This window comes from Brasilonema sennae CENA114 (assembly GCF_006968745.1).
GTDB lineage: Bacteria > Cyanobacteriota > Cyanobacteriia > Cyanobacteriales > Nostocaceae > Brasilonema > Brasilonema sennae.
In genome coordinates this window covers 6,514,465-6,538,535 of the sequence record NZ_CP030118.1, presented here as the reverse complement: position 1 = coordinate 6,538,535, position 24,071 = coordinate 6,514,465, and the positions used below count along the sequence as shown (strand labels likewise).

At 41.6% G+C, this 24,071-nt stretch carries 23 protein-coding genes and 1 pseudogene; 13 read left to right on the top strand and 11 right to left on the bottom strand.

Annotated elements, in window-relative coordinates:
• Nucleotides 1–33: 33 nt before the first annotated feature.
• The 7 genes from DP114_RS27205 (at nucleotide 34) to moeB (ending at nucleotide 5,583) form a co-directional block, all read left to right on the top strand.
• On the top strand, nucleotides 34–258 hold the full coding sequence (locus DP114_RS27205) for an indolepyruvate ferredoxin oxidoreductase subunit alpha (protein WP_169265985.1): 225 nt from the start codon (nucleotides 34–36) through the stop codon (nucleotides 256–258).
• 184 nt (nucleotides 259–442) lie between these two features.
• The gene (locus tag DP114_RS27200) at nucleotides 443–1,180 is read left to right on the top strand and encodes a PEP-CTERM sorting domain-containing protein (protein WP_169265984.1); all 738 of its coding nucleotides are present in this window, start codon (nucleotides 443–445) and stop codon (nucleotides 1,178–1,180) included.
• Nucleotides 1,181–1,466: 286 nt separating this feature from the next.
• The gene (locus DP114_RS27195; protein WP_171977607.1) at nucleotides 1,467–2,210 is read left to right on the top strand and encodes an ABC transporter ATP-binding protein; all 744 of its coding nucleotides are present in this window, start codon (nucleotides 1,467–1,469) and stop codon (nucleotides 2,208–2,210) included.
• A gap of 128 nt (nucleotides 2,211–2,338) precedes the next feature.
• Entirely contained in the window at nucleotides 2,339–2,743 is a 405-nt protein-coding gene (locus tag DP114_RS27190) for a DUF4112 domain-containing protein (RefSeq protein ID WP_171977606.1), read from the top strand.
• A gap of 59 nt (nucleotides 2,744–2,802) precedes the next feature.
• Nucleotides 2,803–3,549: a sterol desaturase family protein gene (locus DP114_RS27185; protein ID WP_171977605.1), complete on the top strand. Its 747-nt coding sequence runs from the start codon at nucleotides 2,803–2,805 to the stop codon at nucleotides 3,547–3,549.
• Nucleotides 3,550–3,809: 260 nt separating this feature from the next.
• Entirely contained in the window at nucleotides 3,810–4,271 is a 462-nt protein-coding gene (locus DP114_RS27180) for a M67 family metallopeptidase (protein WP_246163428.1), read from the top strand.
• Nucleotides 4,272–4,410: 139 nt separating this feature from the next.
• Nucleotides 4,411–5,583, top strand: coding sequence for a molybdopterin-synthase adenylyltransferase MoeB (gene moeB / locus DP114_RS27175; protein ID WP_171977603.1), 1,173 nt, complete (start codon nucleotides 4,411–4,413; stop codon nucleotides 5,581–5,583).
• Between the two features lie 134 nt (nucleotides 5,584–5,717).
• Here moeB and DP114_RS27170 read toward each other — a convergent pair whose 3' ends face one another.
• Nucleotides 5,718–6,362, bottom strand: a complete 645-nt coding sequence (locus DP114_RS27170) for a Uma2 family endonuclease (protein ID WP_169267722.1) — start codon at nucleotides 6,360–6,362, stop codon at nucleotides 5,718–5,720.
• Between the two features lie 407 nt (nucleotides 6,363–6,769).
• Between DP114_RS27170 and ada the strand changes: the two genes are divergently transcribed.
• Nucleotides 6,770–7,855, top strand: a complete 1,086-nt coding sequence (ada, locus tag DP114_RS27165; protein ID WP_171977602.1) for a bifunctional DNA-binding transcriptional regulator/O6-methylguanine-DNA methyltransferase Ada — start codon at nucleotides 6,770–6,772, stop codon at nucleotides 7,853–7,855.
• Here ada and DP114_RS27160 read toward each other — a convergent pair.
• Nucleotides 7,852–8,388: a hypothetical protein gene (locus DP114_RS27160; protein WP_171977601.1), complete on the bottom strand. Its 537-nt coding sequence runs from the start codon at nucleotides 8,386–8,388 to the stop codon at nucleotides 7,852–7,854. The two genes, ada and DP114_RS27160, sit on opposite strands and share 4 nt — an antisense overlap.
• A gap of 91 nt (nucleotides 8,389–8,479) precedes the next feature.
• The gene (locus DP114_RS27155; RefSeq protein WP_169267719.1) at nucleotides 8,480–8,989 is read right to left on the bottom strand and encodes a MarR family winged helix-turn-helix transcriptional regulator; all 510 of its coding nucleotides are present in this window, start codon (nucleotides 8,987–8,989) and stop codon (nucleotides 8,480–8,482) included.
• A gap of 70 nt (nucleotides 8,990–9,059) precedes the next feature.
• Here DP114_RS27155 and DP114_RS27150 point away from each other — a divergent pair, with 70 nt between their 5' ends.
• Nucleotides 9,060–9,707, top strand: a complete 648-nt coding sequence (locus DP114_RS27150) for a DNA-3-methyladenine glycosylase family protein (protein ID WP_171977600.1) — start codon at nucleotides 9,060–9,062, stop codon at nucleotides 9,705–9,707.
• 83 nt (nucleotides 9,708–9,790) lie between these two features.
• On the opposite strand, the gene DP114_RS27145 is transcribed toward DP114_RS27150, so the two are convergent.
• Nucleotides 9,791–10,459 carry a response regulator transcription factor gene (locus tag DP114_RS27145; RefSeq protein WP_169267717.1) on the bottom strand — a complete coding sequence of 223 codons (669 nt, stop codon included), beginning with the start codon at nucleotides 10,457–10,459 and terminating at the stop codon, nucleotides 9,791–9,793.
• Nucleotides 10,456–11,739: a sensor histidine kinase gene (locus tag DP114_RS27140; RefSeq protein ID WP_171977599.1), complete on the bottom strand. Its 1,284-nt coding sequence runs from the start codon at nucleotides 11,737–11,739 to the stop codon at nucleotides 10,456–10,458. Before DP114_RS27140 ends, DP114_RS27145 begins: the two co-directional genes overlap by 4 nt.
• A 629-nt stretch (nucleotides 11,740–12,368) precedes the next feature.
• On the opposite strand from DP114_RS27140, the gene DP114_RS35865 reads away from it, so the two are divergent.
• On the top strand, nucleotides 12,369–12,497 hold the full coding sequence (locus DP114_RS35865; RefSeq protein WP_256379287.1) for a hypothetical protein: 129 nt from the start codon (nucleotides 12,369–12,371) through the stop codon (nucleotides 12,495–12,497).
• Nucleotides 12,498–12,596: 99 nt separating this feature from the next.
• Here DP114_RS35865 and DP114_RS27135 read toward each other — a convergent pair whose 3' ends face one another.
• Complete coding sequence (locus tag DP114_RS27135; RefSeq protein ID WP_169267715.1) at nucleotides 12,597–12,776, bottom strand: hypothetical protein; 180 nt, start codon at nucleotides 12,774–12,776, stop codon at nucleotides 12,597–12,599.
• A 424-nt stretch (nucleotides 12,777–13,200) separates the two neighbouring features.
• Here DP114_RS27135 and DP114_RS27130 point away from each other — a divergent pair, with 424 nt between their 5' ends.
• From DP114_RS27130 to DP114_RS27120, 3 genes are all read left to right on the top strand, one after another.
• Nucleotides 13,201–13,644 (top strand): globin domain-containing protein, encoded by a 444-nt coding sequence (locus tag DP114_RS27130; RefSeq protein ID WP_169267714.1) that lies wholly within the window; start codon nucleotides 13,201–13,203, stop codon nucleotides 13,642–13,644.
• Between the two features lie 98 nt (nucleotides 13,645–13,742).
• A complete protein-coding gene (locus tag DP114_RS27125) occupies nucleotides 13,743–14,084 on the top strand; it encodes a glutathione S-transferase (protein WP_169267713.1) in 342 nt (113 codons plus the stop codon).
• A 427-nt stretch (nucleotides 14,085–14,511) separates the two neighbouring features.
• A complete protein-coding gene (locus tag DP114_RS27120) occupies nucleotides 14,512–16,110 on the top strand; it encodes a glycosyltransferase family 39 protein (protein ID WP_171977598.1) in 1,599 nt (532 codons plus the stop codon).
• A gap of 162 nt (nucleotides 16,111–16,272) precedes the next feature.
• Here DP114_RS27120 and DP114_RS27115 read toward each other — a convergent pair.
• From DP114_RS27115 to DP114_RS27095, 5 genes and pseudogenes are all read right to left on the bottom strand, one after another.
• Nucleotides 16,273–17,206: pseudogene (locus DP114_RS27115) on the bottom strand (IS630 family transposase).
• A gap of 235 nt (nucleotides 17,207–17,441) precedes the next feature.
• Nucleotides 17,442–18,362: a cation diffusion facilitator family transporter gene (locus DP114_RS27110; protein WP_171977597.1), complete on the bottom strand. Its 921-nt coding sequence runs from the start codon at nucleotides 18,360–18,362 to the stop codon at nucleotides 17,442–17,444.
• Between the two features lie 32 nt (nucleotides 18,363–18,394).
• Nucleotides 18,395–18,892: a hypothetical protein gene (locus tag DP114_RS27105; protein ID WP_171977596.1), complete on the bottom strand. Its 498-nt coding sequence runs from the start codon at nucleotides 18,890–18,892 to the stop codon at nucleotides 18,395–18,397.
• Nucleotides 18,893–19,038: 146 nt separating this feature from the next.
• Entirely contained in the window at nucleotides 19,039–22,164 is a 3,126-nt protein-coding gene (locus DP114_RS27100; RefSeq protein WP_171977595.1) for an efflux RND transporter permease subunit, read from the bottom strand.
• A 37-nt stretch (nucleotides 22,165–22,201) separates the two neighbouring features.
• Nucleotides 22,202–23,890, bottom strand: a complete 1,689-nt coding sequence (locus tag DP114_RS27095; RefSeq protein ID WP_171977594.1) for an efflux RND transporter periplasmic adaptor subunit — start codon at nucleotides 23,888–23,890, stop codon at nucleotides 22,202–22,204.
• Nucleotides 23,891–24,071 lie beyond the last annotated feature (181 nt).

Below are 24,071 nucleotides of genomic sequence, written 5' to 3'. Positions count from 1 at the left end.
ATACAGCAATTTTGATCCAAAGAGAGGGGAACTATGCCACACACAATTGTGACTAATGTCTGTGAAGGTGTCGCTGATTGCGTAGACGCTTGTCCAGTAGCTTGCATTCATGATGGTCCTGGCAAAAATGTCAAGGGAACTGATTGGTACTGGATTGACTTTGCCACCTGCATTGATTGTGGTATATGTATCCAAGTTTGTCCAGTAGAAGGGGCAATTGTTCCAGAAGAGCGACCAGAATTACAAAAAACACCGTAGTATCAACGATCACGTTATCAGCAAACAGGCGGTATTATCTATTACATACAAACATGATACCGCCTGTTTTTACACTGATAGTACTAGATAAAGATTTCAAAAAGTAACAGTAAATATTTATTGTTCGGAAATTGCTAGTGCACCTGTGTATAGGTGAGTATAGTAATCTTACGTAGAACCATTCATGAGTGTAGCTCTGATTAGCAATTTCTTGAGATTAAGTTTGGCTACTGGGGTAATCACCCTAGTATCAGTTTCCAGTGCTATAGCAGGAACACTGAATGTTGATTTTACAAAGTTAGAAGGCTTAACAGGTGGAAACCCCGGTTTAACTGGTGTTTACCGTGCGGATCTCTCTAATCTTGGCTTCGATATCAATTCCATTGCTATTGCTGATAGCAACAGCGCCCAAGGTGGTCAACCTGGGAAATTTAGCGGCTTTGATTTAGATGCAATCAAGATTAGCAACGTGTTAGTTAACAATGCAACAGACATCAAAAACTTACCAGGGCTAGATGTCTTCGATTTTACTCCCTCAGGGACTTTATTCACCCCAGGAACCCAGCGCTCTCCAGCTGACCCAACAGATTTATTTGGCACAAGGGGTGGTAACATTGATCATTCAGTTGCAACACTTGCGTATTTTGATGCCAACGCTAGTGCTGATGCCAATGCTTTCGGGATGGTAAGCTTAGGTGATGGTGGAAAAGTTGTATTTAACCTCAAAAATCCCATTTCAAACACCACTCCACTTTACTTATACATTGGAGAAGCTGGTGATAATGGTGAGGTAGCAAGTGGTCAAATTACAGTTTCTGACAACAAATCTACTCAAGTTCCAGAACCAACTAGTTTAGCTGCTGTATCTTTACTCGGAATTTACTTTACCGCTATCCGTAGAAAGAAAACGAAAGCTGCTTAACTTCAAAATTTAGTTAGTAATTTTTGAAGCTCACGTTAGGACATAGGTTTTTGACCTATGTCATTTTATTGGCGCTGTGTTTGTCTTGGGATATAGTTGGATCATTTAACTTTAAGCTAAATGATTGTATTTTAAAGTAACTATAGGATTCGTATTTGATTTTTGCGAAGCTTCGTACAGTTTATATTAAGCGTTAAGAGTTAAGCGTTCGGGTGTTAAGCGTTGCCTGTTAAGCGTTAAGCGTTCCCTAGCTCAACTATATTTTGTATTTATAATATAGAACATTATGTCTGATTCGCTAACTGATTCATCTGCCCTGCTAGAAGTGAAAAATGTCCACGCTGGATACATCAAGGATGTGGACATCCTACAAGGTGTGAATTTTCGAGTGGAACGGGGGGAACTGGTAACAGTCATTGGTCCCAATGGTGCTGGAAAATCAACCTTAGCAAAAGCTATTTTTGGGCTTTTGACTCCCCACACAGGCTCAATTACCTTCAATGGCGAGAATATCGGTGGACTCAAGTCGAATCAAATCGTTGAGAAGGGAATGTGTTACGTACCGCAAATTGCTAATGTCTTTCCTTCGCTGAATGTAGAAGAAAATTTAGAAATGGGCGCTTTTGTGCGCAATGTTCCCCTCAAACCGCTCAAGGATAAGATATTTCATATGTTTCCTAGGCTAGGCGATCGCCGCAACCAACGTGCTGGTACTCTCTCAGGTGGCGAACGTCAAATGCTAGCAATGGGCAAAGCCTTGATGTTAGAACCCAGCTTACTGCTTTTAGATGAACCTTCTGCAGCTTTGTCTCCCATCCTGGTAACGCAGGTGTTTGAGCAAATTAAACAAATTAACCAGACTGGTACAGCGATCGTACTCGTAGAGCAAAACGCCCGTAAAGCTTTGGAAATGGCTTCACGGGGTTACGTTCTTGAGTCCGGACGCGATGCTATCTCAGGTCCAGGTTTGCAATTATTGAATGATCCCAAGGTAGGCGAACTGTATCTGGGAGCAGGTAAGGCGCACTGAGAAAATGAGGAAGTCAGACAGCAAGCTTAAGGCAAAGCTACTTCTGATGTAATGGGTGTTCTTTCTCAGGGTACAAGACTCGTAACCGAAACTGATGCAATTTAAGAGTAGTGCAAATCTTGGAAATTATGGACGCTGCCAAACGCCTTGCTACTCTCAATCGCATTCGCAAACTCAGCGTATTAATGGATACGTCTATACGGGTTCCTTTTTTCGGTTTTCGCGTCGGATTAGACCCAATTATTGGTCTAGTTCCAGGTGCTGGTGATTTAATCAGTACAACATTTTCAGCTTACATCATCTTTTTAGCTACTCGCTTTGGTATACCACCTAAAGACTTAGCCCAAATGATTTTCAACATTAGTTTGGAAGCAGTCGTTGGCACAGTACCATTGGTGGGTGATTTGTTTGATGCTTTCTATAAGTCCAATATCCGTAATTTGGCGATTTTAGAGCAACATCTCACGGTAGTTGAACCAGAACTCGAACAAGTCAGGAGTGAAATTTACGACACTAAAGTTAGCCAAATTTAAAAGTGAGAGTTTCGGTGTGAGGAGTCATATTATCCTGACTGCTTGGAGGAAACGTTAAATTGACGAACCACTCATTTTTGTTCTATTGGTTTGTCTTGTTCGCTGTTATTCTTGCTCGATACTTTCTCATAGCTGGGGGAGCATACTTGCTCTTCTATTCAGCTGTAGGAAAGTTCCTTGCAAAACGGAATTTGCGTCTGAAGCCGCCGATGGCTGGTTCCATTCAAACGGATATCAAATTATCGGTTCTCTCTGCAGTCGTTTTTGCTCTTTGTGCAGCGCTCATATCAAAGTACGGTATAGGAGTAACACTCTTCTACACTGACTTGCATAAGTATGGACTGTGGTATTTAGGAGTTAGCTTTGTTGCGGTGCTCATCCTTCAGGATACGTACTTTTACTTTATCCATCGGATGTTTCATCACCCTCTGATTTTCAAATGGATGCATCAGGGGCATCACCGTTCGGGAGAACCAACACCGTGGAGTTCCTTCGCTTTCGACCTACCGGAGGCAATCATACAGGCACTCTTTTTTGTCGGTGTCATCTTCACCGTTCCCCTCCATTTAATCACCTTGGTTGCCGTGCTCATGACCATGACAGTATGGGCAGTGTTAACCCATCTTGGATTTGAAGTATTTCCCTCGTCATCCCACCACCACTGGCTTGGAAGGTGGTTCATCGGTCCAATGCATCACTTGATGCATCATCGCAAGTACACAGTACACTACGGATTGTACTTCACGTTTTGGGACAAGCTACTCGGTACGGAATACCCTAATTATGAGGATGAGTTCCACCTGTAAATTTCTTAAGGTAGAATCTACTCCCATCAGGCGTGCAAGATTACCTATCTTCTTTTTGATTTTCTTGGCGTACTTGGCACGGCAGTTGCTTCAACGGGGGGAACCCCCACAACGCACTGCCTCGTGTTGGCGGTTTGTTAAATTAGGTATTCTTCTGGCGGGAAGGGAGTAAACTGCTCGTCAGGAATTTCTGATCACAGCCACAAAATGGCAATACATTTAATTCATCAGCGTCTATCTGCGGTTAAAAATCTTTCATGATTCTCAAACTCTTCCCACAGCACATAGAAACCATCTACACCCACGCCGAAACCACTTACCCAGAAGAATGTTGCGGTATAATATTTGGTCATCTGACAAGCGAGGGCAAAACTGTGGTAGAAGTGATGTCAACAGAAAATGCTTGGAATGCAGAAACAGCCGCAGATTTCCCTAAAGATGACACATTAGATTACAGTAAGAAGCAAAGGTACGCGATCGCCCCCCAAGTCATGTTGCAAGCACAAAGGGAAGCACGTGAACGTAACCTAAATATCGTAGGTATCTATCACTCCCATACTGATCATCCAGCAATTCCCTCAGAGTTTGACCGTCAGTGTGCTTGGCAGGAATACTCTTACATTATTGTTTCTGTACAAAATGGCAAAGCGAGTGACATCAAAAATTGGTGTTTAGACGATAACCACCAGTTTCAGCAAGAAGCAATTGAAAACAAAATTTAACAGTATTTTACAATCTCTCCAGACACGTCGTTTTTGGATAGGATCAATAAACTGTCTTGCGTATAGAAAGGCGTAGCGTGCCCATAGGGCATATTTTCAATTTTGAATTGTTCAGTTCGCTCTTGCTCATTAAAGTGCTATGCTCAATCCTAATCTGGATGAAATCCAGCTGACGAAAGATGATTACGAACGTTACTCCCGCCACCTGATTTTGCCAGAAGTGGGGTTGGAGGGACAAAAACGCCTGAAAGCTGCCAGTGTACTATGTATTGGTACAGGTGGACTGGGTTCACCTCTGCTTTTGTATTTGGCTGCTGCAGGTATTGGACGTATTGGTATTGTTGATTTTGATGTTGTCGATACTTCCAATTTGCAACGTCAAGTTATTCATGGTACGTCTTGGATCAATAAACCTAAGATTGAATCTGCAAAGAATCGAATTTTAGAGATTAATCCGTATTGTCAGATTGATTTATACGAAACTCGTCTGACTTCGGAAAACGCTCTCGACATTGTTAGACCTTATGATGTTGTGGTGGATGGTACCGATAACTTCCCCACTCGTTATCTAGTCAATGATGCTTGCGTGTTGCTGAATAAGCCCAATGTCTACGGTTCCATTTTCCGTTTTGAAGGACAAGCTACAGTATTTAACTACGAGGGTGGACCAAATTATCGTGATCTTTATCCCGAACCACCACCACCAGGAATGGTTCCTTCTTGTGCAGAAGGTGGTGTCTTGGGAATTTTGCCAGGAATTATTGGTGTCATCCAAGCAACGGAAACGGTTAAAATCATAATTGGTAAGGGGACAACTTTAAGTGGACGCTTGCTGCTTTATGATGCGTTGAACATGAAGTTTCGAGAGTTAAAGCTGCGTCCTAACCCAGTTCGTCCAGTCATTGAAAAGTTGATAGACTACGAACAATTCTGCGGTATCCCACAAGCCAAAGCACAAGAGGACAAACAGCAGATGGAAATGTCAGAAATAACAGTTCAAGAGTTGAAGCAATTGCTGGATAGTGGTACAAATGATTTTGTGCTGCTGGATGTCCGCAACCCGCACGAGTACGAAATTGCCCAAATTTCTGGTTCTGTTTTGATACCTTTGTCAGAAATTGAAAGTGGTTCAGGCGTTGTGAAGGTAAAGGAATTACTCAACGGTCATCGCCTGATTGCTCATTGTAAATCAGGTATGCGTTCTGCCAAAGCCCTTGGCATTCTCAAGGAAGCGGGAGTTAATGGCACGAATGTAAAGGGTGGTATTCTTGCTTGGAGTAAGGAAATCGACCCGTCAATTCCGACATATTAAGATGAACTGCAAAGACACAGAAATTTTTTGTGTCTTTGCGCAAGTTTCTATCAGGAAAAGAATCTAGATTATTGAAAGCAATAGCGATGAGGTATCAGATCCATATTGCCTAAAAAGGCTATCACAATAACGTTTCACTTATTGTTTTTTAAGCCTTGCTCAAATTCGTCGATACACTCAAGTGAATTTGTCATTAAAGCGCATCGAGAGAGCAATGATATGTCTAGGTCTGGCAAAAGTTCACTTGTATCAATGCGCTCGTATCCATAGGTATCTATAAATTGCTTGGGAGTTTCTTCTCGCAAATAGTATAGATAGAGTCCATTAGTTTTCCACATCCAAACTTCTTTGACACCAAGTCGCCGATAAGTCTCTAGCTTATCAAGATTACCGCTTGTGATATTTACTTCGATAGCAATATCTGGGACGCTTTTTTCTTCTCCTATGCAGTAACACTCATCTGGTTCAGCACCAGCTTTTTTAGCTTGATTTCTAAAAGTAGTGCTTCCCATAGGTATACAGTTAATGCGCTTTCTGTACATATAATGCTCTAGCAACATAGCCAGATTTTTTTTCACTTTTTCATGTCTAATTGACGGCGACACAATTTCTAATACCCCATCCAAGTAGGTAATACGGTAATGGGAATTATCCTCCAGTTTGGCTAGCAGCGCCTCATAAATTTCCCAACTTACGCCGCTAATGGTAAATCTTTCCTCTGGGTCATCTACATGTACCAGTTCTGATTCTTCTATGAGTTCTTTTAAGCTGCTTACCATATTATGCGCTGCTTGCGGTACATCATTACCGTAACACAATGGAACAACATGGCAGTTGCTTACTTCGTGTAAGCAATTGAAGATTTTATATCATGTCCGCCTAATTAGTTATAATTCGGTGCATCTGTGCAAAAAGAGTGAAAACTCTTTCTCCCCCCTGCTCCCTTGCAGTCTTAATGATAAGTCTTTCACCGGACACGATATTAGTCAAGCACTGTCGATTAATCCCAACTTTGCTGAAGCGTACTTAGTTAGAGGGTGAAGTTTTTCTTACAATCTCTACGCGGATTGCTATAGAAGCTTAAATATTGATCGCAATAATCGGGTAGAACGTAGTTTGTGCATACGTCTAATCTAGTGTTACTTCAAGCCCTTAATCATGAGCGATATATCTTAACGAGATATCAATGAAATTACAACAAACCAGCACCACAGAAGAAACTTTTTGGCAAGCAGTTCTCAATAGAGATTCCAGTTTCGATGGAAAACTATTCTACGGTGTTCGCTCTACAAGCATATACTGCCGACCAACTTGTCCTAGTCCAAGACCGAATAAAAACCAAGTTTGTTTCTTTCAATCACCACAAGAGGCTGAAACAGAAGGTTTTCGAGCTTGTAAGCGATGTCACCCACAATATGAAATAGTTGAGAATTTGACCAAGGCTAAAATCTTGGCAGTCTGTCGATACATCGAAGAACAAGTTGATCGTATCCCAACTCTATCGGAACTAGGTTCTCACTTTGGAATAAGTCCTAGCTACTTGCAACGAGTTTTTAAACAAATGATGGGCGTATCTCCTTTTGAATATGCAGATGGACTTCGCAGCGAACGCCTCAAACAGCGTCTTCAGCAAGGAGAGGAAATTGCTCATGCACTTTACGACACGGGATATGGTTCAAGTAGCCGACTCTATGAAAAAGCATCAAAGCAACTTGGAATGACACCCAAGACTTATCGGTGTAGTGGCAAAGGAATCCACATTACCTATACCGTCGTTCCATGTTCTTTAGGATATCTGCTTGTCGCAACAACAGAAAAAGGAATCTGCGCTGTTAAATTGGGTGATGAAGCAGATGAACTAGAACGTCTTCTTCTTAGTGAATTCAATCAAGCGCAAATCGTACGTGATGACGATATGCACCGAGACTGGGTACAGACAATCCTTGATTTCGTCAAAGGAGACATAGCCCACATCGATTTACCCCTTGATGTACGTGGGACAGCATTTCAAAAACAAGTCTGGCAGGCGTTACAGAATATTCCTTATGGCGAAACGCGTACCTATACTGATATTGCCTCTGAAATTGGTAAGCCTCAGGCAGTCCGCGCTGTGGGTAGTGCTTGTGGTGCTAATCCAACAGCGCTGATTATACCATGTCACCGTGTCTTGCGAACGGATGGCAATCTCGGCGGCTATCACTGGGGGATTGAACGCAAACAAAAATTACTTGCACAAGAAGCACAACAAAATGACAAAAGTTCAAGCTGCTAGCTATTAGAAGCAACTGGCTGTTTCTCCGGCTTTTTAATCTTTCGCCTTCCCCAAGGCTTGAGAACTGAAATACCAATAATGACTAAAAGACATGAAGTCTGAATAATAGCACCCACAAGTACTGCCTTTTGGTCAAATACGTACAGCGGATTTTGCAGCGCTTGCAACCTTTCTGCATCAGAGATAGCAGTCATTGCATTTGTCCAAGGACCAAGCCAAATTGTACCAGTAACGATGAGTGTTACAGTTGCTATCCACTTGACGATAACCCAGTAGTGTTTGAAGAATCCCCAAATCGTCAGCCAGCAGAGTAATCCACCGGTGATCAGCGATAAGGTAGCAGAAGGAATAATCACAAAATCATCCAGTAGCTTCATAACTGCATTGACAGCGTACAATTCATCACCGCTGGGAGTGTTTCGGTTGCTTAAAGCAATAGCGATCATGCATAAAGCAGTACCAAACCAAATTCCTCCAAAGGCGACATGAAACGTTAGCAACCAGTTTTTTTGCTTGACGCTTAGCTTGTTCATATGAGTTTTTCCGAAACTTGATTAGGTGGCATATAGTTAGCCTCCTAATTAATAGGTTACACTAGCTAACAATCATCGACAAGCATTTTATTTAGGGGTCAAGCATTGCTGAGGTGCCAGCGCGTACCTTATTTAAAAGCTTGATGAGTGTCTTTTTTTCGGTGTCAGTGAGATTTGCCATCAAGTTGGTGGTGCGGCAAAAATGGTCTGGAAGCATTTGAGAAAGCAAGTCCCGTCCCTGTTCTGTGAGTTGTAAACGAAGCATCCGCCTGTCTTCTGAATCAGGAAAGCGTTTGACTAATCCATCTCGTTCAAGTCCGTCAAGGAGTCCTGTGATTGTTGCTTTTGTAACACCTGCTCTCTCAGCACATTCAGAAGGTGTTAATCCTTTCTCGTCAGCCTGAAACAATTGCATCAATAGCGTAAATTTGCCCTTTGAAAGACTATATCGGGCAAAATGAGCGTCTATGGCTTGATAAACATCAGCCGTGGTGTGTAGAAAAGTTAAACAAGTTTCTACTGCAGCAATGTCTAACTGCGGGTAGCGCTTGGCAAAATCTAGTATTGTCTGTTTATCAACGAAAGGACGCAGTATAACCACAATCAAAAAGCAATTTGGAACGCTAGCTTATTCTAAGGTACCTTAAAGTCAAATTTTTATTACTGTATTTATGTTGATCTCAGAATCACTCACACAAGAAACTCTTGCCCGTGCTTTGATGGAACTTGCCAGTCGCGACAACGATTTTGCTCACGTTCTCGAAACTCTGGGATCTCCACCAATGTGGAATAGAATTGCTGGTTTCCCAACGCTTGTGCGTATCATTTTAGAACAACAAGTTTCTTTGGCTTCTGCAAAGGCTATCTATGAACGCTTGTGTGCAATGGTAGTAAGGCTGACGCCAGAAAATTTTCTCACACTTGATGATGTTCAGTTAAAAGCAATTGGCTTGAGTCGGCAAAAGACTGTGTACACTCGTGCATTGGCGAATGCTATTGTAAACGGTGAGCTTGACCTTGTTAAGCTAGAGACAATGGAGGAAACAATTATCCGGACTGAGTTAAAGCGGATCAAAGGTATTGGAGATTGGACAGTAGATATTTACTTGCTGATGGCGCTGCAACGCCCTGATGTTTTTCCCAAAGGTGATTTAGCATTGGCGATCGCCTTACAAAAACTCAAGAACTTATCAGTACGTCCAACACCAGAACAACTCGAAGCCATTGCAGACAATTGGCGTCCTTGGCGTGCCATTGCTGCAAGAATTTTATGGCATTACTACCTAAACATCCCTAAAACTCTACCATCCCAAACGTAATTTTTCCCTGTTCCCTGTTCCCTGGGATGCACTGACTAGCACTGAGCGTAGTCGAAGTGGCTTGTCGAAGTGTTCCCTGTTCCTCAAATTTCCAATTGTGGGAGAAAAGTACTAGCAAGGAGGGCTGCTTGAGTGCGATCGCGCAAATGCAACTGACTCAAAATACTCGTGACATGATTTCTAACTGTCCGTTCTGAGATGTAAAGTGTATGAGCAATTTCGCGGTTACTCAACCCCATTGCAATTAATCTTAAAACTTCTTTCTCCCTAGGAGACAGTTCTGCTAGTTCTGATGGAATGGCTGAGTGTACTGGTTCAGATATCTCAGGCGCATTTAGGGCTTTTTCAAACAGTCCTGGTCCCATATGGGTGTAACCTTGATGTACGGCTCGAATGGCGATAGCCAAATCCTCAAGCGGTGTATGCTTCAACAGATAACCTTTTGCTCCATAGCGCATGGCTTGTGAAACATATTCATCATCATCAAATGTTGTCAGTACCAGAATGTTTATTTCTGGAAATCCCTGACAAATCAACCGAGTTGCAGCAACGCCATCCATAACGGGCATTCTAACATCCATCAGCACAACATCTGGTTGCGATGGTGTTCCATAAAGTCTCTGCAATGCTTCAATGGCAAGTTGACCATTTTCAGCATCACCAACCACCTGTAAATCAGGTTTTGATTCCAGTAGGTTCTTAAGTCCTTGACGAATAATAACTTGGTCATCTACCAGCAACAGTCGAATCATAAGATTTTGGATTTTGGATTTTTTGTTGCAGGTTCAGAATTCATCATACTAGACTCTAGTATCAGTATGCTGACTTGAATGCGGCATCCCGCTCCTTGTTTGCTCATAATATTAAAGTTTCCTCCTAATGCAGTTGCTCGTTCTCGCATTCCTTGAAGTCCAAAACCTGTGGTGTTTTGTTCTGGATAAAAGCCTTTGCCGTTGTCTTCCACAAGTAAGTTTATCCTTCCAGTTTGCGTTTGCAACTGCACACTCACCTCAGTCGCTCCGCTATGTTTGGATATATTGGTCAGTGCTTCTTGTAAAATGCGATAGATAGCAGTACCCACTTCAGAAGTCACAGGAGATGTCAGGCTAATTTTGCACTCTGGTGTGAGAGTTGTTGCGCTACTAAAGTCTCGGATGAGATTGTCAATTGCCTTTTCTAGAGACTTCCCGCGTAATGGATCAGCTCGCAGTGTTGCGACAGAACGAGAGACTTCCTGCAATGCTTGGTAACCTAGCTGTTTTACTTGTTGAAGAAACTCTATAGCTTTATCAACATTAGAAGGCAATAATAGCAAAGCATTCTCTAGCTGAATTGTCTGAGCTGTGAGAGCATGTCCCAGGGAGTCATGAATTTCACGAGCAATGCGGTTGCGCTCTTGTAAAGTTGCCTGATTTTCAATTCGCAAAGCATACTGGCGTAGCTGCTCATGAGCAAATGCTAATTCTTGCCGACTTCTGCGTTCTGCCAGCACAGCGTTAACTAGTAGCAATACAAAAGTCAACGTCAAAGCAAAAGTAATCGCATTATTCAGTATAAAATTAACTGTATTAGGCGGCGGCATGGGTGGTCCTATACACGCTCTTCCGTGTCTCAAAGGCAAGGGCATTTTGAAGAAAACAGGGGTTCGGCTAATTCGTAAGAACTCTGTGTAGAGGTATGATATGTATACTAGAGCGGCAACAATTAAGCGACCTTTTAAGTTGAACATTTGGCAACTGCGAATCACCGCAATTAACCCAAGTAGGGGAGCACAACGAAGATGATTGTTTGTCAAAGCTGGTAGCAAAAGAATCCCGAATTCTACTACCGTATAGATAACTTTGTAACTGAAGTTCTGCTTTGGTAGCCTTAAACCCATGACTCCAAACACAACAATCCTCAAAACAGTGAACCAAGGAGAAGTGTGGAATGGGTAGATAGGGGGAATTAGGAATTCTGCCAAGAGACTCATGCCCAATAACAGCCATTCCAAATAAAGTAACAAGCGCAGGGAAGGGAAAGAAGGTGACATTTCACAAAAGACAACAAAATAGTGCAACGTTTGGGCTACTTTTACCGTATTTTATGTGAGAGTTTCAGACTAGCGCTTGCTATCCTATTTTCATTCGGTAAAGACTATGACAAAAGTCACAAATCAATGGTTACTTTATTCCCAATGTGTTTGGGACATTTGCTTCATGTGATCTATGGGGAGAATCATTTAGGATAGCAACGTGCTGATCACGAAAAGCAAGGATTGAGAAATAAGGTAGAGTGGGTATAAAAATAGGAAACCTATACAAACTGTTCTAATAATAGAGAAATTATCAAAGATTTGCTCATTTGAGCACAGTTGATACTCATGATGGAGTTGTTGGTAAGAATTACGAGTGATCAATTGCTAAATATCCATGCTCCAGTTCCCCCCAGTTCTTTGAAAATAGAGGATTGGGGGTTTTTTTATTTTTAGATCAATATATTCGCGTTTGCACGTTGCGGGAGTAGTGCGCCAGAAAGTTAAAGATATGGGAGCCAGTAGACATACTTACGAGTTACGAGTTACAAGAACTTCTTTCCAAAGGATGAAGTTACTTTTGAGTAGGCTGTTATACACTTCTTTTTAGTAAGCAGTTATTTTTTACATAAATTTATTAAGACATTATGCAAACTCAAAACGCTGAAATCCTACAAAAACTGTTTGAAGAAGAACTGAGTGACGATGAGTTGCTTGCTATTATTGCAGGGGTTTTAGAAGATGATGTTGTAAAGAACACTTCCTATCAGCACTGATGTTCCAGCAACTATATAGATATAGGTATAGAAAACCCCAGTCCTAACCTTAGGCTGGGGTTCTCGGTTAGGGGTTGCATAAAGTGACCTACCAGCCAGTTATTCTTCCGGTTGCTCCTGTTCTTTCAACAACTTTTCTAACCATAGCCCTCCTGTTTCCAGGTTAGTTATCGCTAGCTCTCTAGAGCGGTTAGGCGTTGCATTATCTAGTCGCTTCAGCCCAAGGATAACTTCCGATAGCATCTCAAGTAGCTCTTCATCAGTTTTATAGTGTGCCATTTATACGCTGCTCCACTTACGACCAAAGGCAGTACTGTACCACTTCTACGCGTCAGCCCAAAAACAAACCCTCGTTAGTTTTATCTAACAGGGGAATAAAATAGCTGTGGTAACGGTTATCACCTGGTAGTATTGTGAAGTCCCACTACCAAAACGGAGTTGTTGCTGAGCGCAGTCGAAGCACCGTTTATGGTAGGGGCTTCCAGTTTCATCCGTCAATGCCACGTTGGGTATTTCTATTGCTAGAAATTCGGAACCAAATCCGATGATGGTCTTACTTGACGTCCGGAGGTTTGGAACGCGTCCCCTACGGTTTGGTCGATTTACCTGAAAATTGCTCTCCAAGTATGAGCTTGCTCATAGTAACTAATTTTCAGACCGATTAAATTGGTGTTAGTCAAAAATCATTTCGGTGAAAGAGATTATGATTAGCCAACAAACGATAGACATTGTTAAGTCTACAGCCCCTATGTTGAAAAAGCACGGGTCTAAAATTACATCTCGAATGTATGAAATTATGTTCTCTAAGCATCCAGAGATTAAAGAACAGTTTGATATGTCTGCTCAAGCAAATGGTTCTCAGCCTGCAAGATTGGCTACAGCAGTTTATAGCTATGCCAGTCAAATTGACAATCTACCTCCTCTTAAGGCAATGGTAGAAAAGATTGCCCATCGCCATGTTCAGACCGATGTTTTACCAGAACAATATCCGATTGTAGGAGAGTGCTTACTGCAAGCGATGAAAGATGTATTGGATCAAGCAGCTACAGAAGAAGTGATCGCAGCTTGGACAGAAGCTTACCAGGCATTATCTGTTGTCTTCATTAACAGAGAAAATGACATATACACCAGTGTAGCTCAACACTAATGCAATGAATGCCGGACTGATATAAGCCTAACAAGTCGTTTTAACCAACACCATTAAGGTTGTAAAACTGTTTTAGCCCCATAAGGGAGTTTGAGAAAATGATGACCTTATACACTGCCCCATTCTTTGAGGAACTACCTAGCATCAGCCCAGCCTGTCTAGAGCTTGAAACTTGGCTGCGTATGGCAAAGCTGTCCTACAACAAGGTCATCGTCACAGCACAAAGTTTTGAGCTTGCTCCTAAAGGTAACATTTATTTCATCGATTATCCGGTAAAAATCGTAGGTGATGCCTTCTTGATCATTGAGATGCTCAAGCAAACAGAAGCGATTGATCTTGATGCCAGCTTAAATGCTACAGAACGAGCAATCTCCTTGGCGTTCCGCCGCATGTTCAAAGAGAACACTGTTTTCCTTACTCGCATTGTTGAACTGCCCTGATCAAACAGACTTGACTTTTCCTCCTATTTAACTTTTTGTGTTCCACTATCAGCTAGCTCAATAAAATTGTTGAGAAAATTTGTCATAATAAAGGTAGTTCAAGGTTATGAGGGTAACCATATGATTCTCACAAAAGCAAACACAAGCGTATGGAGAGTAAAAACTCTCGCCAAACTTCACCTATAAACACAATTATATTCTCATGCAGCTGGCTTGTATGAAAAGTTGATGGGCTTGCGCGGTTCGGAAGAAACCTCAATAATAGACTTCTCACGGCAACGTGCTACCTTGTGTTGGCGGTTCGGTATTCATCCCCATTTTGTGTAAGGCCGAAAATAAAGTTCTTCAGCAGTACCTGTATTTTTTATATTGATAAAAAATATAAAAGAAATAAGTTAAAATATTTCAAAATTAAGGATGAAATAAAATGAGTAAACAAACAGGTACTGCTCATTTGCTAAGCATCAAGAATATTTACCCTTATGCTTTTTTCGGAATTCTCTTATTGGCAGGGGTTTTAGGTCTAATAGGCTTAAATAAAGGACTCTGGAACGATGAGTATTTTACAATTCACAAGATTTCACATCCTAACATTGTAGAAATGTTTAGGGAGTTAAGAAGAGATGTTCATCCACCTTTATATTATATATTGCTTTATTTCTGGGGTCAAATCAGCAAAAAAGAAGAATTTCTCAGATTATTTTCAGTTGGTTTGAGTTTAGGAACTTTAACTATTGTCATTAACTGGATTAAACAATACTCTCCTCTAGCTAGTCTGCTTGCAGGAGTTTACTTAGCAACAACACCAATAATGCTAAGATATTCACAAGAGCTAAAAGCTTACCCTTTACTAGTTTTTGCAACATCACTGGCGTTTCTTTTTGCCTCCCATATCATAGCTAAACCAGAAAAAGTTTTAGGATATATTGGTTTATGTTTGAGCTTTTTTTTCGCGGTATGTACGCATTTAGTTGGGATAATGCTTATACCTAGTATTGTCTGTTTTCTTTATATTCAAGCTTTCTTGCTTAGAAAAAAGATACAAGACTTAAAACTACTTTTAGCAATAATAATACCTATCATTACCTTTCTTTATCTTAAGTTTTTCTGGCTAAAACAAGTACGAGAAATTCAAGAGACTTGGTGGTGGATGCCTGATATTAACTTAAATTTAATATCATCCACAGCTAAATATGTATTCGGTTTATCTTCTTTGTATTTACCGATTACTATTATTCCTTATTGTGCGTTTTTAGTTTCAGGTATCTTCGCTCTTTCAGTGTTTTTTGGTAGCTGGAGAATTAGCTTTCCTTTTCTGGCTGCTACAATAATTTATTGGATAGTAATTTTAGTTTATTCTCTGATAGGTAGTCCAATATTTTATTATCGAATTATTTTGCCTAGTCTAGTGCCGTTTGTTGCTTTTGTGGCATTACAAATAGCAACTATACCAACTCATAAAATAAAAATAGCATCTATTGTATGCTTAATCATATTAAGCCTAAGCTATACAGCAAACTGGGTAACTCATCAAGCCTATAAACCTGTGGAAGAAAACCGAGAAGTCGCTCGATTAGTGGAGTTGGAGTGGCAAAAAAATGACTTGATTATATTTTATCCAGATTTTATTCAGGGAACCGTCAATTATTACTTTAAAAAGATCCCATTGGAAAAACAAATTGTCGTATTGCGAACCAATAATCTTAACGAAATTAATAATAATATTAAAACGAAGATATCAATGATTTATAGAGAAAGAAAAATCATTGATCTATTTTTTGTTGTGATGGATGGAAATCTTGAAGGGTATAACGACTTATTATATAATGTCTTTCACGTTCTCAAAGATAAAATGATCAAGGAAACAAGAGTTCACTTGTTTTTAATTAAAGGTCATGACTCATATTTTTCAAATAAATCTGAATCTGTAGATAAGTTTCTAGTAGCTTCGGAGTCCAAATTGGGTAAACCATATTTATATCAAGACTTCGGTATGTATGTGAGTTCAAAATATATAAGTAGGTAGGCGGGAAAAAACCTAACTATGTTAAGATAAGTAAATACCCAGAATATATCTATGTAAGTAACAAATGATATGGGCGGTCGTTTAAGGGTATTCCTCACGCGTGAGCAAGACCAAACCCTGTTAAACCTGAGAATTGTAGATGTATAGCTGTAGCCAGATTAATTAGGACGCTGCTTGCTTGAGAACGATTTCCATTGCATCACGTAAATTGTCTGATGTGGCTAAAAGCTTGCGAACCTTACTTTTCAAAGTAGCCCAACACTTTTCAATCCGCCAATCGATCCGGTAAATAAGGTGGTAGGTAAACTAACTGACAAGAAAGCCTCTTCAATTAATTGAGCAATCCGACCGCCACGATGAAAGGTAGCATTATCGACTGTTTCCCCCACTCACGGGGACGCAACATTGAAATCAAGCAAGTTTCGCTCCCAGGTCTCAAACACGGTACGATTACACGCCCCCTCTCCTATCGGAGACGCTGCGCGAACGACCGTAAATGGCGCAATTATTTGCCCATCTCGATAACCAGCGATCATGTTGAGCCGACTCTTGCGACAACCTGATTTGAGGTCGTAAAAACGTTCCCCAACAGGGGCCTATCCGTAACCGTAATTATCTCTCTCATCCATGCCAGACTCATCAACGTATACCAGGTGCGGTGCTTTAGGGTTTTTCAGTTGCGCCAAGAACGCTGCCCGCTTGGCTTCATCTCGTTGACTATATCCGTATGTTTTTTTTTACGAGTATGTCCTATTTTTTGCAATGCCCTGGAAATTGTGCGTTGGCTAATATCTCCCTCCCATAGCTGTGCCATTTCACTCTGGGTTTTGTCCCCATACTCTTTGACAAAGGTGCGAAACTTCTCCCAATCCCTGATTTTACCTTTCTGCGGCGATGCGTTCCTGTGTTTGGGTTTGACATCACCCGTTTGGGCTTTGCGCTGACACCACAAGTTAATTGTGTTGCGACTGATATTGAACAGAAGGCTTGCTTCACACTTCTTGAGACCGTCCAACTCGATACGCGTAGCGTCAAGCCTCCGGCTTATCGCCTGCATTACCTTTTGCCGCAAATCATCACTATAAGGTTTAGCCATTGAAATCGGGTAGATGCTATGGGAACTCTTATAGTTTACGTCCTAATCTTGATGGCTATAGCTATAATTGTTAGAAATTGAGAGATAAAAATTAAGAGTACTTTCTCACCTCATATCTTGCAGCATTCTCAACAAGACCCAAACCTAGGGTTTCTGAACCAGAAATTAAGGTTTATAAGAGCAGGCATTGTCAAGAAACCCGGTTTTTAACTCAGGTGCAAGATCTGAGTCACCTTTAAACAACATTTTCATTTTCTTGAGCAAGAGAACATGGATAATTCGGATCACCACTTTCTATTTGGATTGTGGCGTGTTCAATGCCGAAATTGTCGTGAAGTTCTCGATTTACCTGTGTGAAAAAAGCATCGCCGGGATGTCCTGTAGGTATAACCAAGTGAACTGTAAGTGCTGTTTCAGTGGTACTCATTGCCCAAATATGCAGGTCATGAACACTACTCACACCAGGAAGTTCAGCTAGATACGTACGAACTGCAAGCGGTTCAATACCTGCTGGTACGGCATCTGTCGCCAAGTTGAGAGATTCTTGGAACAATTGCCAAGTACCTACAACAATCACAACAACAATAATCAAGCTCACAACAGGATCGAACCACAGCCAGCCAGTTGCAATAATAGCGATACCAGCCAACACTGCACCCAAAGATACGACTGCATCAGCAACCAGGTGGAGAAAGGCTCCTCTGATGTTCAAGTCCCTCTCGCGCCCAGACATGAACATTAAGGCACTTACCGTGTTAATGACGATGCCTACCGCTGCAACGCTGATAATTATACCGCCTGATACTGGGCTGGGTTCAAGAAAGCGCTGAATAGCTTCCCATGCGATCGCACCTGAAGCTACAAGTAAAAGGATAGCATTCAACAGAGCAGCCAAAATCGAGGAGCGACGCAACCCATAGGTGCGACGTGGCGTGGGACGACGACGGACGAGGACGCTTGCTCCCCAAGCAAGTAGCAAACCCAAAACATCACTCAAATTATGACCCGCATCGGCAAGCAGGGCAAGGGAGTTAGCAAGAATGCCATAAATTGCCTCGATGATGACAAACCCTGTATTGAGAGTGACGCTAATTATAAAAGCACGGTTGTAATTACTACTTCCGTGGTTATGTCCGTGACTGTGATTATGAGACATAAATGCCCTGCAAGCTATGTCAACTGCTCAAATTATTGCTTAACAGTAAATCGACCGTTTACCTTTTCACCGCCAATATCAGCAGTAACTTTTACCGGATATTGACCGGGTGCGTTTCCTGGAAGCGCAGCTGTATAGTGTTTATCTTTAGCATCATATTTGAAATCTAAGGTTTTCTGAGTTCCGTCAGGTAGTTGAACTTGAGCTGTTACTTTGGCATTGGATACTATTTCGTGTTTTTCACCTTTTTCTATAATGAAATCCAAATGAGAGCCTTTGTCTTCTTTATGAGTTACTAACTCTAAATGATATTGACCTGACTCGACAACTTGACCACCATGTCCATGCTCTTTGTCACCATGCTCGCTTTTCCCATGTGATTTAGCAGTCTCAGTTTTTGAGGTATTGGTTGCGGTTGAAGATTCTGTGTTACTTGCTGAATTATTTTCTTGGGTTGCATTACTACAAGCACCTAAGAAAAGCAGCCCCACAGTTCCTAGAACAATCAAGCCTGATTTTAGTGATTTCATTGATTTACTCCTCATCTAGAATAATTAAGAATTGAGACAAAGTTGGGTAAACTTGTATTTTTATACAACCGACCCTTGAGCAATGTTAATGTTTTGCACTTGCATGGTCTTTTTAAAAACCAAAAAGCTGCCAAACATGGTATTAACTATCGCTCAAAAACTGCTTGAACTGCCTTGCCATTTTCCACAGATGACACAGTTCGCTTTGGCATTAAGAAAGAGCCAAACTTAGCATACAAGGCTGGTAATACTACCAGAGTTAACGCTGTAGAAGTAAACAACCCACCTAACACGACTATTGAAAGAGGTTGTAGAATTTCCTTTCCAGCACCACCTTCAACGACCAAGGGTGCTAATCCTAAAGCGGAGGTAAAAGCTGTCATCAAGATGGCGTTAAGACGTTCCATCGAACCTTTCATCAAAACTTCTTTAAAAGGCATTCCTTCAGTAAATTTCGTGTTGTAATTATCCACCAACAGCAAACCGTTACGAGTAGCAACTCCAAATAAAGTTACAAAACCAACCAAAGACGCAATGGAAATGATGCCTCCAGTCAAAGCTACCGAAAATATCCCCCCCACTAATGCCAAAGGCAAATTAATCATAATCATGGCGGTCGAGGGAATAGATTTGACTGAAAGGTACATGATTACCGTAATGAGGACAAAGGCTATGGCACTGAAAATTAAGATATTTTGAGTTGCTCTTTCTTGCGCCTCGAATTGACCTGCGTACTGAATATAGTAACCAGAGGGCGGATGTACTTGTTGCTGAATTTTGGTTTGAATTTCATTGACAACAGAACTTAAATCTCTACCACTGGCATTTGCAGAAACAACAATCAAACGAGAAACATTTTCACGGTTAATAGTGTTGGGACCAGTACCATTGTTAATTGCGGCAACTTGTGCTAAAGGAATTTTATTACCGCCATTCGTATCAACTAACAAATTACCAATGGTCTCTAAATTTTGCCGTGCATCTGGTTTTAACCATACTATTAAATCAAAGGTTTGTTGTTTCTCCAAAACTTGGGACACCACACGTCCATTGAAGGCAGTTTCAATAATTTCAGAAAGTTTTCCGACTGTTAAACCATATTGAGAAGCGGTTCCTCGGTTAAATTTAATTTGTATCTGTTCTACTGGAACTTGAGGTTCAAGTTGCAAATCAACAATTCCCTCAACGGTTTTCATCACCTCATTTACTTGATTCCCAATGGTACGGAGTTGTTCTAAGTCTGGTCCAAAAATCTTGAGTGCGATCGCACTCCTCACCCCAGACAATACCTCATCCATCCTGTGAGAAATAAAACCACCAATATTTGGTGCAATCCCTGGTATTTTGGCAAATTCCGACCGCAGCTTTTCTATAGTCGCCTCCCTGTTTTTCATCCCTTCGTCGCTTAACTCAATATCAATGTGTCCTGAGTTCACCCCGGCTGCTTCCTCATCTCTTGGCGCACGTCCAGAACGCAACTGTACATATGGAAATCTCTTGTCATCTTTAAGTGCGGCTTGGAGTGCTTCGCCTGCTGCATTGGTCGCTTCTAAAGAAACTCCCGGATAGAGAATCATACTATTTACCAAAGTTTGCTCCTGAAACTCTGGTAAAAACACGCTTCCAAAGGAAGGAACAATGACCATTGCGGCTATGAGGCTGGCAGCAGCGACAACTAATATAATTCCAGAATATCGTAGAGCAAACGTTAACAGGGGACGATAAAGTCGCTTAAAAAATCTTGCTACCCAAGGTTCGGTTTCTGGTAGGTGTCCGTGAGGCAAAAGAATTGCACATAAAGCCGGAGTTACAGTTAATGCTGTCAAACTAGAAGCAATTACTGCTGCTAAATATCCCAATCCCATTGGAATAAAAATGCTTCCTTCTACACCAGTCAAAGCAAAAATTGGAGAGAAGACAACTATAGTAATGATGGTAGCTCCAAAAACTGAATCGCGCACTTCCTGACAGCCATCAAATACCACATCTAAAACGGGACGTGGATTGAGAGAGTGTTTATTTTCTCGCAAACAACGGTAGACATTTTCTGCGTCTACAATTGCATCATCAACTGCCGAACCAATTGCAACTGCTAACCCTCCCAAAGTCATTGTATTTAAACCTTGTCCCAACCAATTGAGTAACATCACTCCTACTAGTAAAGACAGGGGAAGTGCAGTTAAACAAACAGCGAGGTTGCGCCAATTCATTAAAAATGGAATGAGGATAAGGGCAACAATAATACTGCCTTCAACTAAAGCCTCTCTCACATTTTCAATAGAAGAATCGATATAGTTTTCCTGACGGAAAGTGGCAGTCACTTTAATATCTTTGGGTAAACCTGGTTTGATTTCTTCTATCGCCGCTTCTAAGCCACGGGTGACAGTGGGAGTATCAGCTTGAGGCTGTTTATTAATCAAGACAATAATTGCCTTTTTACCGTTAAAGCTACCGTCCCCCCGTTTAATAGCTGCACCAATTTGCACATCAGCAACATCTAATAGTTTCACTGGTGTACCATTACGAGCAGTAATAACAGATTGCTGTAATTCTTCGATAGATTCAATCCGCCCAACACCCCGAATTAACCTTTCTCGGTCAGGAGTGATTAAGTAGCCACCAGGCGCATTGACATTTGCAGCTTTGGCAGCTTCTGCCACATCTTCTAAAGTAACATTAAAGGCGTTTAACTTCTCTGGGTCAACTAAGACTTGATATTGGCGAATATCGCCGCCATAAGCCACAACCTGACTCACACCAGGGACAGCCAAAAGACGGTTTGTCACTTGCCAATCAACAATACGCCGTACCTCCATCAAAGAAGTGGTTTGGGAGGTGAAGGCATATTGCAATACAGTACCAATAGGAGAACTAGTAGGGGAGACTTGGGGTGTTTCCACACCTTCAGGAAGCTTACTTTGAGCTTGTTGCAATCGTTCTGTGACTAGCTGTCTGGCTTGATAGGTATTCGTTCCCCAGTTAAAAATGACTCTGACAACCGAAATTCCCGATGCACTCGAAGAACGTACCGTTGTCACACCGGGAGTACCATTAATTGCACTTTCAATTGGTAATGTCACCAGAGATTCGACTTCTTCTGGTGCTAGTCCTGGCGCTTCTGTTTGAATTTCAACTTGAGGTGGTGCAAAACTAGGGAAGACATCTAAGGGCATTTGGATAATTGTTTGGAATATCCAAAGAGTGGCGACAATTGCACCCAGGATGACTAACCAACGACGCGCAATTGCCCATTTTATAATTCCACTTAACATTTTTATTTATATTTATTTATGACTTAATTAATTATTTTTATTTCTGATTGGTAATTTTTGATTCATGATGAATAGTGTGGTGATTATCAGTAAATTCTGTTGATTCATCCCCAGAAACTGCGCTGGAGAAAGATTCTTCACTTTGAAATGCTGGTGTTAAACCTGGTTTGGTACGACGACCTAGTATGAAACCAGTGAGTGCGATCGCACCCCCAACTGAAATGGCTGACCACCAGGGCAATTGCACTCCACTTTTGTTTTGTACCGTCGCTTCACTTGAGTTCTGTTCTTCTTTTGAGTGGTCGTGACCGTGTTCATCTTCGTGTGAGTCAGATTTGCTACCGCCCCGCAAAGACTGGGCATAAAGTTGCGGCGCACGTTGTGTAACCACCAAATCTCCATTGAACAAACCACTCTTGACCTCAACTAAATCTCCAGACGTTTGACCTAATGTCACTTCCGTTGACTCGAAGGCATTACCGTTTTGTACATAGACCATTGTTTTATTATTTGCCTCTACTACAGCAGATTTGGGAATTGCTAAGGTAGCTGCTGATGTTTGGTCTGTCAAAACTTCTAGTTGGGCAAACATTCCTGGCTTGAGAATTCCTCCTAAATTATCTATTTGGGCTTTGACAGGAACAACTCGTGTTTCACCTTCTACTACTGATCCAACGACAGCTATTCGTCCGGTGAAGGTGCGATTAGGCATAGAAGCCACCTTTAAGCTTACCCTTTGACCCCTCCTGATCTTGCCCAAATCTTTTTCGTAGATATTTGCGGTAGCATAAACTTGACGGTCATTGACAATCGTCATCAACTTGCCACCCGCATCCTCAAAGGATTGACCAATGGTAACTTCTCTGTCAGCAACCCGACCGGAAATCGGAGATGTTACTGTTACCAGTCCCTTAGGATTGGCGCTGTTTCCCAATTGTTGCAGTCTCGTTTCATAAGTAGTGCTACTTAGTCTTATACGTTTTTTTGCTACTTCAACTGTTGATTTAGCACGTTTGAGTTTATTTTCAGCATCTATCACATCTCGGCGACTGGAAGCTTTGGTGAGTTCAGCTTTTGCCTCTGCTAGCTTGGTTTGGGATTCTAAAGCATCACGTAATGGTAAAGCGCCAGAATCAGCTAACTGCTTGTCCTTGTCGTACTTCTCTTGAGCAAATGATACCTGGCTTTGTGCAGAGGCTATTTCGGCTGTGGCTATTTGCTGATATTTGTCGTAGTTTTGCTGAGCAAGTTGTAAATCAGCTTGGGCTTGCTGCAAATCAGCCTCAGCTTCAGCAAGTTTTTCCTGAGATTCAACGCGCAGTGTCACCAAATCAGGACTAGTTACAACAGCTACGGGTTGACCTTTTTTTACGACTGCACCAGGTTCCACCAACAACTCAACTACTTTCGCCCCAGAAATTGGTGTAGTCACTTCCGCTTTTTGACTGGGCAAAGTTTCAATCTGTCCAGTAGTTTTAATCCCCACAGCGAGCTGCTGGCGTTTAACTGGCTCGACTTTAAGCTTTAGCCGCTGTGCAGTTGTAGCATCAATCTCAATTTTACCGGAAGTTTGACCTGCTTCAGTATTGAATGCATCCGCACCACTATGATCATGCCCAGCGCCTGCTAGAACTTGTCCAGGAATGGTTAGTAAGAGCAGACTCAAAAGTCCTCCAGAAATACAATGGAGTGTCGTAGATTTTTGGGAAGGTTCAAGGCTGTGCATTATTAGAAATGTCCTTGAGTACTGAGGAACTAGAGTAACGGCTTGAAGCTGGCATTTGCGTTCTGTTAAAGTCGCTTGCCATTGAGTCAACACAGCAAATGTTCTACGCTAACAGAACCACCTTGCTCTAGTCTGTCATATGAGGATGAAATTACTGTGAAATTTTGGGCTTGACTTCAAC